At 34.1% G+C, this 11,347-nt stretch carries 13 protein-coding genes; all 13 read left to right on the top strand.

The window, feature by feature from the left end:
- The coding region (locus KJ849_01055; protein ID MBU2599161.1) for a 4Fe-4S binding protein at positions 1-214 on the top strand (214 nt) is incomplete at its 5' end.
- A gap of 388 nt (positions 215-602) precedes the next feature.
- Positions 603-1,106, top strand: coding sequence for an OmpH family outer membrane protein (locus tag KJ849_01050; GenBank protein MBU2599160.1), 504 nt, complete (start codon positions 603-605; stop codon positions 1,104-1,106).
- 215 nt (positions 1,107-1,321) lie between these two features.
- On the top strand, positions 1,322-2,353 hold the full coding sequence (gene lpxD / locus KJ849_01045; protein ID MBU2599159.1) for a UDP-3-O-(3-hydroxymyristoyl)glucosamine N-acyltransferase: 1,032 nt from the start codon (positions 1,322-1,324) through the stop codon (positions 2,351-2,353).
- Positions 2,325-3,164 (top strand): UDP-3-O-acyl-N-acetylglucosamine deacetylase, encoded by an 840-nt coding sequence (gene lpxC, locus KJ849_01040; GenBank protein ID MBU2599158.1) that lies wholly within the window; start codon positions 2,325-2,327, stop codon positions 3,162-3,164. Before lpxD ends, lpxC begins: the two co-directional genes overlap by 29 nt.
- Before the next feature lie 40 nt (positions 3,165-3,204).
- Complete coding sequence (fabZ, locus tag KJ849_01035; GenBank protein ID MBU2599157.1) at positions 3,205-3,630, top strand: 3-hydroxyacyl-ACP dehydratase FabZ; 426 nt, start codon at positions 3,205-3,207, stop codon at positions 3,628-3,630.
- Between the two features lie 29 nt (positions 3,631-3,659).
- On the top strand, positions 3,660-4,466 hold the full coding sequence (gene lpxA, locus KJ849_01030; GenBank protein MBU2599156.1) for an acyl-ACP--UDP-N-acetylglucosamine O-acyltransferase: 807 nt from the start codon (positions 3,660-3,662) through the stop codon (positions 4,464-4,466).
- Between the two features lie 81 nt (positions 4,467-4,547).
- Entirely contained in the window at positions 4,548-5,348 is an 801-nt protein-coding gene (gene lpxI / locus KJ849_01025) for a UDP-2,3-diacylglucosamine diphosphatase LpxI (protein ID MBU2599155.1), read from the top strand.
- A gap of 1 nt (position 5,349) precedes the next feature.
- Positions 5,350-6,492: a lipid-A-disaccharide synthase gene (gene lpxB / locus KJ849_01020; GenBank protein ID MBU2599154.1), complete on the top strand. Its 1,143-nt coding sequence runs from the start codon at positions 5,350-5,352 to the stop codon at positions 6,490-6,492.
- 10 nt (positions 6,493-6,502) lie between these two features.
- Entirely contained in the window at positions 6,503-7,180 is a 678-nt protein-coding gene (locus KJ849_01015; protein ID MBU2599153.1) for a lysophospholipid acyltransferase family protein, read from the top strand.
- Entirely contained in the window at positions 7,170-8,273 is a 1,104-nt protein-coding gene (gene lpxK / locus KJ849_01010) for a tetraacyldisaccharide 4'-kinase (protein MBU2599152.1), read from the top strand. The genes KJ849_01015 and lpxK overlap by 11 nt, the downstream gene beginning before the upstream one ends.
- On the top strand, positions 8,260-9,291 hold the full coding sequence (gene waaF, locus KJ849_01005) for a lipopolysaccharide heptosyltransferase II (GenBank protein MBU2599151.1): 1,032 nt from the start codon (positions 8,260-8,262) through the stop codon (positions 9,289-9,291). Before lpxK ends, waaF begins: the two co-directional genes overlap by 14 nt.
- Positions 9,285-10,163 (top strand): hypothetical protein, encoded by an 879-nt coding sequence (locus KJ849_01000; protein MBU2599150.1) that lies wholly within the window; start codon positions 9,285-9,287, stop codon positions 10,161-10,163. The genes waaF and KJ849_01000 overlap by 7 nt, the downstream gene beginning before the upstream one ends.
- 158 nt (positions 10,164-10,321) lie before the next feature.
- Positions 10,322-11,344, top strand: coding sequence for a glycosyltransferase family 9 protein (locus tag KJ849_00995; GenBank protein ID MBU2599149.1), 1,023 nt, complete (start codon positions 10,322-10,324; stop codon positions 11,342-11,344).
- The last annotated feature ends 3 nt before the right edge of the window (positions 11,345-11,347 follow it).

Raw genomic sequence — 11,347 nt, 5'->3', positions numbered from 1 at the left:
TGGTACTTGTGAAAAAATATGTCCATATAAAGCAATTAAACTCAATCCAAAGCCCATTTTTGATATGAATAAATGTTATGGATGCTGGGCTTGTTATAATCATTGTCCCAATAAAGCGATTTACACCAAAAACTACCGGGGGATTGGTCACTATCCAAAACCTAACAGCCAATTGACGGAAAAATTGAAAGGTCTGATTGAGGACGTCGCCTAACACGGGCTACACGGCTCACTGCGTTTGTCCAAATCGGCTTGCGTGACTTCGTATAGCCCAAGAACATTAAAAGAATTTGCCGCCAAAGAAAAACTTGAAATCGTCCAATCCGAAAGGGTCGCTTCTGCAGGCGGGCGGAAGGGGGGTTTGGGGGGAATTCCGCCCGCCGAGCCCGTTAATGAAATCAGTTCGGATATTTTCAAATACACACCGCCATTCAGGAAACTGGAGGGGTTTGGCCTTTGCTCTTCCGCCTGCTGAGCCCATTAATGAAATCAGTTCGGGTATTTTCAAATACACACTGCCAATTTTCAAAATTTGGATTTTGTCCAGAAAACACTACCAAAGGATTATAGAAAAATAAATTTAAACAAATTAGGAGAGAAGGATGAAAAATATAGTCTTATCTTGTACTATTTTATTATTACTGTTAGTTTCTAACTTGCAAGCTGACTCAATAAAGATAGCTTATGTGGACATGACTCAGGTCTTTGATCAAATTTTAGAAACTAAGACAGTTACGGAGGCTTTGAGCAAAGAAGTAGAAGATAAAAGAGAAGAAATAAGCAAGAGACAAAAAGAGATAGAAAAGACAGAAAAGGAACTAAAAGAAGCTATTATGCTTAATGAAAAAGAAAAGAATAAAAGGGAAATAGTTATTAATCAGAAAAAAGAAGAGCTACAAAAATTTGCTGATGAAGCTAGAAATAGTTTGTTAAAAAAAGAACAAGAACAAACTCAAAAGATTGTTAAAGCTATCTCTAAGGTAATTGAAAACATAGCCATTAAAGAAGATATAAATCTAGTCTTAGACAAAAGTGTAGTCTTATATGGAGTAGATGAAATAGATTTAACTCAAAGAATAATTGAGATTTTAAATAAAAAGAAGTAATATTAAATTTAAATTCTTAGACAAAAGTGTAGTCTTATATGGAGTAGATGAAATAGATTTAACTCAAAGAATAATTGAGATTTTAAATAAAAAGAAGTAATATTAAATTTAAATTCTTAGACAAAAGTGTAGTCTTATATGGAATAGATGAAATAGATTTAACTCAAAGAATAATTGAGATTTTAAATAAAAAGAAGTAATATTAGATTTAAATTATGAAATTATGGGAGATTGCCCAAAAAATTGAAGGAATTGTCTTTGGAGACAAAGATTGTGAAATAAGAAAGATTACTAACATAGAAGAAGCTGACGAAGAAAGCTTAGTCTTAGTTTTAGACAAAAGAGATATTGAAAAAGCCCTTATTTCCAAAGCCAAAGCAATCATTATTCCTGAAAATATTGACCTTAAAGAAAAATCAGGAATAAAGGTTAAAAACTTTAAGTTATCTTTAGCTAAAGCTTTAGAATTATTTGCTCCTAAACAAAAAGCTTATCCTAGTCTTCATCCTTCAGCCATTATTGGAAAAAATGTAAAACTTGGTCAGCAAGTCTCTATTGGGGCTTATGTGGTCATAGAAGAGGACACAGAAATTGGCGATCGAGTAGTTATTATGCCTCAATCTTACATAGGGCAATTAGTTAAGATTGGTTCTAATACCATCCTCCATCCTCAAGTAGTCATTAAAGACAGAACTATTATCGGCCAAAATGTTAAGATCCATAGCGGCACAGTCATTGGAAGTGATGGCTTTGGTTATGTTCAAAACCAAGGTAACCACTATAAGATTCCTCAAAATGGAAATGTGATCATTGAAGATGAAGTAGAGATTGGCTCAGGAGTGACTATTGATCGGGCGACGATAGGCTCCACAGTAGTTGGCAGTGGAAGCAAGATAGATAACTTAGTCCATATTGCTCACAATGTAAAGATTGGTCGTAATTGCATCATTGTAGCTCAGGTAGGAATTTCTGGAAGTGTTACGATTGGAGATGGAGTCATTATTGCGGGACAAGTGGGGATAGTTGACCATGTCTCGATAGGTAAAAAGAGTATTATTGCTGCCCGTTCGGTAGTGACAAAAGATCTTCCAGAAAATTCACTGGTCTCAGGATTTCCAGCTAAGTCTCATCAAGAAGAAAAAAAGATAATTGCTGCTATTAATAGACTGCCAAAGTACTTAGAAAAGATTCGCAATTTAGAGAAAAAGATACAAACCATTGAAAAGACAAAAGACAATCAAGAGTAGTGTTGAATACCAAGGAATTGGCTTGCATTCTGGCCAAAAGGTTCTTTTAAGATTAATCCCTGCTCCTTCAAATACAGGAATTATCTTTAAAAGAATAGAAAAAGAAAGTTGTAAATTAATTAGAGCGACTATTTCTAATGTAGTTAAGAGTGACCGCGAGGTCATCTTAAGGGAGAATAATACCGAGATTAGAACAGTAGAGCATCTATTAGCTGCTTTAGCTGGTTGTAATGTTACCAATATTTATATTGAATTAAATAATGGAGAACTTCCTATTGGCGACGGTAGTAGTAAGATATATATCGACTTAATTAAAGAGGCCAAAGTAGTAGAACAAGGAGAAAAAGAGGAAGTTATCAAGATTGATCATCCCCTCTATGCGGTAGAAGATGATAGCCAAATTATTGTTCTTCCTAATGATGAACTTAAAATATCTTATCTGGTAAAATTTAATCATCAAGTAGTTGATCTCCAATATGCTTCTTTTAAGATTAATGAAGAGATATTTATTAAAGAAATAGCTCCAGCTCGAACCTTTGGCTTTTTATCTGAAGTAGAGAGTTTAAGAAAAAAAGGTTTAATAAAAGGTGGAAGTTTAGAAAACGCAGTAGTGATAAGTGAAGACAAAATTTTAAATGATCATCTTCGTTTTGAAGATGAATTAGTAAGACACAAAATATTAGATTTAATGGGAGATATTTCCTTAGTAGGATGTCCAGTCGTAGGGCATTTTATTGCCTTAAAATCTGGGCATAGTTTAAATATCAAATTAGCCAAGAAGATTGTAGATAGTTATAAAAATAAAGGTTAATCTTGGCATTCTAATTAAATTTTAGTTAAGGAGGGAGAGGATGTTGGACATTAACCAGATTAAAGAGATACTGCCTCATAGATATCCATTCTTATTAATAGATAAAGTAATTGAATTAGAAAAAGGGGTAAGAGCAGTAGGGATTAAGAATGTAACGGCTAACGAGGAGTTCTTCCAAGGACATTTTCCGGGAAGACCTATTATGCCAGGGGTTTTAATTATCGAAGCGATGGCTCAAACAGGAGGCGTTCTCTTATTGCAGCAGGAAAAATACAAAGGAAAGCTAATTTATTTTATGGGCATGGATAAAGTAAGGTTTAGAAGGCCAGTTTTACCGGGTGATCAATTAGTTTTAAAGGTAACACCGCTAAGAGTCCGAGAGAGCACCAGTAAAATACTTGGAGAAGCTTTTGTTGACGAAAAGAAAGTAGCCGAAGCAGAATTAATGTTTGCGATCGGTGATTAGAAATATTTGGTAAATTGAGGGAAAATAAGATGATTCATTCCACTGCTATTATTCATTCAAAAGCAGAAATTGGTAAAAATGTGAGTATTGGCCCTTATTCAATTATAGAAGAAGAGGTAATTATAGGAAACAATGCCCAGATAGACTCTCATGTAGTCATAAAAAAGTGGACGAGCATTGGAGAAGATTGCATCCTTTTCATGGGAGCAGTCTTGGGTAATAGCGCTCAAGATAAGAAGTATGATGGCCAATGTTCTTATTTAACCATAGGAAAAAGTAATGTTTTTAGAGAATATGTAACTGTTCATCGAGGGAATAAGGCTGAGGGCTATACTAAGATAGGTGACCATAATTATTTTATGGTCAACTCTCATATTGCCCATAACTGTGAAATTGGTAATGAAATAACCATTGCTAATGGCTCAAATATAGCCGGCCATGTAATCATTGAAGATAGAGCTTTTATTTCAGGTTTAGTAGTGGTTCATCAGTTTGTACGTATTGGAAGACTATCTATTATCGGAGGAAATTCTAAAGTAGTTCAAGATGTTCCTCCGTATCTCTTAGTCGATGGCCATCCTGCTAAAGCATATGGTTTAAATTCGGTCGGTCTTTTAAGAGCAAAGATTCCTGAAGACTCGAAAATTAAACTAAAAAAGTCTTATAAACTCCTTTATCGTTCTGAATATAGTATTTCAAAAGCTCTACAAAAGATTAAAGAAGAAATAGAAAAAGATGATTATGTAGATCACCTGGTCCAATTTATTGAAAGCTCAGAAAGGGGTATTTGTCGGGGTGTAGAAGTGATAAAAAGTGATAGTTTTGAGGATTTATAGGTTAGTGTCTTCAAAAGCCTTCTGTTGACCTATATTTTCGCAAATCAATCTTTGTTGGATTTAGATAAAGAAAGGAAAGTTATGAGAAGAATTGGAATTATTGCTGGGGAAGGAGTTCTTCCTTTAATGTTAGCTGAAGAGTTAAAAAGGCAAGGCTTAGAAGGAGTAGCTATCTGCCTTACCCCAGAGTTAAATAACCAGATGGAAAAAACAGTCAAGAAAGTTTATGAAATTAAGATTGGAGAAGTAGAGAAGATAGTGAAGACCTTGAAGCTTCACGAAGTTAAAGAATTAGTGATGATAGGAAAGGTGAGAAAACAAATTTTATATGAAGATATAGTTCTTGATCAGCGAGGAATCTTGCTCTTAAGTAATTTAGTAAATAAGAATGACGATACTATCTTAAAAGCCATAGTCAATGAATTTGAAAGAGAAGGAATAAAGATTATCGATCAAACTAAGTACTTAAAAAGAATTTTGCCGGCCAAAGGCATATTAAGCGAAAGAAAGCCAAACCTTAAAGAATATGAAGACATTAACTATGGATGGGAAGTAGCTAAAAAGGTAGCTTTCCTTGATATTGGTCAAACCGTAATCGTGAAAGAAAAAGCAGTAATTGCTATAGAAGCTATAGAAGGAACAAATAAAGCTATCTTAAGAGCAGGGGAGTTGGCTAAGGCAGGGACAGTAGTAGTAAAAGTAAGTAAGCCTCAACAAGACTTTAGATTTGATGTACCTACCGTAGGTCCTGAAACGATAAAAGCGATGTTAGAAGTAAAGGCAAAAGTATTAGCCATAGAAGCTGAGAAAACTTTGTTAGTGGAAAGAGAGAAAGTAAAAACCTTAGTAGATGATGGTGGGATAGCCTTGGTAGTAATTTAAAATGGAAAAGAAAGTAATGATTGTGGCTGGAGAATCTTCAGGGGATTTACATGGAGCTTACTTAGTTAAAAGCATAAAGAAGATCAGGCCAGAGGTAAGTTTCTTTGGCCTAGGCGGCTCCTTGATGAAGGAAGCTGGTGTAGAGGTCATCTTTGATCTTACTCAAGAAAGTATTATCGGCTTGGTAGAAGCCATTAAAATATTTCCAAAGATATTTAAAGTTTACCAAGATTTAAAGAAACTTATCTTAAAAAACCCCCCCCATCTCTTAGTTTTAATTGACTTTCCAGAATTTAATCTTTACTTAGCTAAATTTGCCAGCCAGCAAAATATCCCCGTGATTTATTATTTACCTCCCACCGTCTGGGCTTGGCGAGAAAAAAGAGCTAAAAAGATAGCCCAAAGAGTAAATGAAGTCATGACTATCTTTCCTTTTGAAAAGCAAGTTTATGATAAATATAAAGTAAAGTCGACTTATATTGGCCATCCCTTAATTGATATTGTAAAAGTAAATCTTACTAAAGAGGAGATCTTTTCAAAGCTGCCCTTAAATAAAGAGGTTGAATATATTGGTCTTTTGCCAGGAAGTAGAAAAAGTGAGATAAAAAAGATACTTCCTATCTTGTTTCAAGCGGCTAAGATTTTAAAAAAAAACTATCCTAAATTAAATTTTTTAATTCCATTAGCTAGAAGTTTAACGATTAATGATTTATACGAAGTAGTAAATGAAGAAGAACTAAGAATTATTAATGCTCAAGTAATTAAAGAAGACCATTATGAAGTAATGAGTATCTGTAAATTACTAATCGTTGCCTCTGGAACAGCTACCTTAGAAGCGATGATCTTAAGTGTACCGATGATTATTGTCTACAAGGTTAATTGGCTGACTTGGGTCTTAGGTAAATTATTAGTAAGGCTGAGATATTTTGGCCTTCCTAATATTATTGCGGGAAAGAAGATAATTCCTGAGATGTTCCAAGGTAAAGCTACTCCCCGATTAATCTCAAAAAAAGCAGCCGACTTACTTCTTAAGGAAAAAATGATTAAAGAGCAGAAAAAAGAGATGAAGATGGCAACTACTTATTTAGGAGAAGTTGGTGTAATTGATAGAGCTGCAAGAATTATAGAAAGTTATCTCAGATAGTTTTTTGATCATGAAGATAAAAAGACTTTTTAAGAGTAATTTAGCCATAAAGATAATTTCATGCTTTTTAGCTAAGATAATTAAGATTGTCTGCTTGACGATCAGATTAAAAACTATTAACGAAGAAGTTTATTTAAGGCTAAAAAAAGAAGAGAAAAGATTAATTTATACTACTTGGCATAATAGACTCTTTCTTATTCCTTATTTTCTTAGAAAAAAAGACCTCCAAATCTTAGTAAGTAAAAGCCAAGATGGTAGGCTTTTAAGCAGTACTTTAAAATACTTTAATCTTTATCCCATTGAAGGCTCTACCCATCGAGGTGGAGCTGAAGCTACTATTAAGATGATCCATATATTAAAAAAAGGGTTTGAAGGAGGGATTACTCCTGATGGACCACAAGGTCCCAAATACTTTCTGAAAAGAGGAGTAATAGATATTGCTCAAAAGACCGGCCATACTATTTTACCCATTACTTATGGGGTTTCTAAAAAGTATACGCTCCATACTTGGGATAATTTTATTATCCCCTGCCCTTTTGCCAAAGGAGTATTAATTTATGGAGAACCTATAGAGGTAGGCAAAGATCTATCTCGCCATCAAATAGAAGAAATAAGGTTAAAAGCTGAGATAGAATTATCTAAGATTACAACGTGGGCAGACAAGGAATACTCTTTTCATGAATCTTGAAAGTATATTTTATAAAGTAATTAATGACCAAAAAAAAAGTCTTTCTTTGTTACCAATAAAAATAGGATTAAAAACTCTCTCTGGAGTTTATTACCTTTTTATCCAGATAAGGTTTTTATTATACAGGTTAAAGATCTTTAAAGAAAAGAGATTAGATGCTGATGTGATTAGCGTAGGAAATATTACCTTAGGAGGCACCGGGAAAACTTCCTTGGTCTTGAAATTAGCTAATCTCTTCAAAAAAGAAGGTAAAAAGATAGCTATTTTAAGTCGAGGATATAAAGGGAATCTAAAAGGAAAGATGGCTCTAGTAAGTGACGGCGAACAAATTTTTTTAAAACCTAATCAATGTGGAGATGAGGCTTTTCTTTTAGCTAAGAATTTACCGGCTGGCATTCCAGTAATAATAGGAAAAGATCGATATTTTTCAGGAAGGTATGCTTTAGATAAATTTAAGGTAGATACTCTAATTTTAGATGATGGTTTTCAACATCTTAAGCTTTTTCGTAACTTAGATATTGTCTTAATAAACTCAAGCAATCCTTTTGGAAATAACCATCTTTTTCCCAGGGGCATCCTAAGGGAACCAATTAAAAATTTAAGAAGAGGAGATGTCTTAATCCTGACTAAATTTGATAAAGAAACAAAAGAAGATCCTTTCCAAAACATAGTTAAAGCCTGGGGAAAAGATCAGCTTATCTGTAAGAGTATTCATAGACCAGTAAGTTTTATCGACTTAAGAAATAAGACTAAGCACGGCTTAGCTCTGATCAAAGATAAAGAAGTTAGAGCTTTTTCTAGCCTCGGCGACCCTTTGACATTTGAGAAGATGTTAAATAAATTAGGAGCAAAAAAAGTAGTAAGTTGGCGTTTTCCTGATCATTATTTTTATAAACAAAAGGACATAGAAAAGATTATTACTAATTTTAAAGAGACTAAAGGAGAAGTAGTTATTACCACAGAAAAGGATGCCCTTAAATTAGAAGAGATGTGGCCAAAAGAAGACATAAAGCTATACTACTTAAAAATAATTTTAGAATTAATTTCTGGTCAGGATGAATTTATAAAGATCTTAAATAATGAAAGAAAATAAATTTAAGAAGATTCTCATTATTCAAACAGGTTTTATTGGAGATGTAGTCCTTACTATCCCTTTAATTGAAACAATTAAGAAAAATTATCCTCAATCTTTTCTCTGTGCAGTAACTTTAAAGAATGGAAAAGATATTCTCCTTTATAATCCTTACCTTGATGAGATTATTATTTATGAAAAAAAATCAAGAGATAAAGGGTTAATTAATTTTATAAATTTAGTAAAAAAGATAAGAAGGAAGAGATTTGATCTAGCTATCCTGCCCCACAAATCACTTCGCTCCGTCTTAATCACTGTATTTTCAGGAATTAAAGAAAGAGTGGGTCTAAAAAAATACCTGGCTTATCTTTTTTATTCTAAAAAGATTCCTTTAATTAAAGAAGATCAGGCTATAGAAAGAAACTTAAGGTTAGCTTCGGCTCTTAATTGCACCTTAATAGAAAAAAATCCCCATCTTTATTTAAGTGCTAAAGATAATGAGTATACCGATAAATTTTTAAGAATTAATAGCCATGATTATTTAGTGGGCATTAATCCTGGAGCAGTCTGGAAGACCAAAAGATGGGTTAAAGAAGGCTTTGCTGAGGTAGGAAATATCTTAGCCAAAGAAGGTAAAGTTAAAATTATCTTTTTTGGTGGACCAAATGAAACTTCTTTAGTTAAAGAAATTATGGAGTTAATAAATTTTAAACCAATTATCGCCACAGGAAAAACTACTGTCAGGCAGATGATTTCATTAATAAGCAAGTGCAAGTTATACATTGGCAATGATTCTGGACCTACTCACATTGCAGCTTCTTTAGGTATTCCTACTGTAGTTATCTTTGGACCTACTGTTTTAGAGCAAGGCTTTACTCCTCGGGGAGATAAAGTAGTTATCTTAGAAAATAAAAGTTTAAAATGTCGTCCTTGTGGGGGGCATGGTCCAGATAGATGTAAATACGATACCTTAGCTTGCATGAAGAGTATCAGCGCGGAAGAAGTAGTAAGGAGTTGTAAAGAAGTTATAAAGTGGTAAAAATAAAACTTATCTTAAATTTATTTAAAAAGATTAAGGGCAAAGATAAAGTAGTCTATATTCGAAATGAGGCAGCTAACGATCTCTTAGACAGAGGTATCTTAAAATTAGAAAAGCTTATCAAGGAATGCCCAGATAAAAAGATATTTCAAGGCCGGGGTGAGACGGTATCTATACCGATCAAAGAAGGCATAGACAATCCTCGGATGGTAATAAGACATTATCATCATGGAGGTATCTTTAGAAAGCTGTTTAAGGATATCTATTGGGGAATAAGAAAGAGGCCTTTTCAAGAATTATTAGTAAGTGAGGTAGCCAGAAAAAATAACCTTAACACTCCTCTGATCTTAGCTATTGTTGTCCAAAGATGGGGATATATTTTTTATCAAGCAGATATTATTACTCAAGAAGTAGAGGATAGTATTAATGCTTATGATTACTTTAAGTCTTTAAATTTTGAGAATAAATTAGCGAGAGAGAAAGTAATAAAGGGTATGGCTGATTCTATCAAGAAGATGCATGAGGTGGGTGTTTACCATAAGGACTTAAATTTAAAAAATATCTTAATTCAAAATAAAGAGAACCAGATAGAGATTTTTATAATAGATTTTGATAAGGCTTGTCTTAAAAAAAGATTAACGGAAAGACAAAGAAAGAGAAATCTTCTCCGGTTAAATCGCTCTGTAGAAAAATTAGAAAAAGAGACACCTTTAATGACAAGAGAAGATAAGGTAGTTTTTTTAAACCAATATTATAAAGACAAGGAAGATAAAGAAGAAACTATAAAGAAGACAGCAATTTTAATTATAATCTTTTTATGGCAGTTTTTACTCGGACAGGGATCAGCTCTGTCCCTACATTTAGTTTCATGAAATTCCATCTTGTTCGTGGAAGGTGACAGCCAAGAAACGCGAGCAAGTTCGAGCATTCTTGAATGCCATGAGGCTTCGTCCCTTCGTCCCTATGGAGAATAATCCCGAGCGTAGAGAGAACTAACTTGTTTAGTTACGATTTTTAAGGATAAATAAAGTTGGAAAATATTAGGGGAATAAAAAAGATACTTGTCTTAAGAAATGATTGTCTCGGTGATCTTATCTTAAGCCTGCCAGCCATATCTGCCCTTCGAAAAAGCTATCCTCGGGCACATCTTGGGATATTAATTCAAGATTATACACGGGATATCTTATGGAATAATCCAGATGTAGATGAGATAATCATTGACCAAAAGCAAGGTGTGCTTGAATTAGCTTGTCAGATAAGGGAAAAAAGGTTTGATCTGGCTGTGGTTCTTTATCCAAGCTGGCGAAATGGATGGCTTTGTTGGTTAAGTAGAATTCCTTATCGGGTAGGGACAGGATATAAACCGGTGGGAATATTATTTAATAAGAGGGCATATATTCACCGGACAAAGGTAGTTCATCATGAGATAGATTATTGTTTAAAGCTGGCAAAAGAGGCAGGAGCTCAGTTAATGGGAAGAGAGATAGCCTTATGGATAAAGGATGAGGATAATCGATATGTTCAATCGCTACTGACAAGGCACAATTTATTAGGTATTTCCCCCTTGATTGGCATCCATCCTGGCAGTGGTGGTTCAGCCTTAAATTGGAGTAAAGAGAACTATGCTCGCTTAATTGATGGCTTAAGTTTCGTAGATGGAGTAAGAGTGGTTGTTACTGGTAGCAAAGAAGAACAAAACTTGGTTGATCAAATAATTGCAAAGACCCATACTAAGCCAGTCAATTTAGCTGGGCAGACTAGCCTGGGTCAACTTATGGCTCTTTTCTCCTTTTGTCACCTCTTTGTTGGTCCAAGCACTGGCCCCATGCATCTTGCAGCTGGACTTGGTATACCAGTGATAGTCTTATTTTCGCCTCTTTCCTCTCAATCTCCAGCTAAATGGGGTCCTTATGGCCAAAAACATGTAGTGCTTATGCCAGAAGGAATAACATGCTGCTTGCGAAAATGCAAAAAAGAAAGGTGCAAGGCATATAATTGCATGGATCAAATTATCCCTGAGCGGGTATTAGAAACAGTAAGGAGGTGGGTTTAAGGT

This window comes from bacterium (genome assembly GCA_018830565.1).
Taxonomy (GTDB): Bacteria; UBA9089; JAHJRX01; order JAHJRX01; family JAHJRX01; genus JAHJRX01.
The sequence above is the reverse complement of the archived record's forward strand: the minus strand, read 5'-3'. Positions and strand labels throughout refer to the sequence as shown.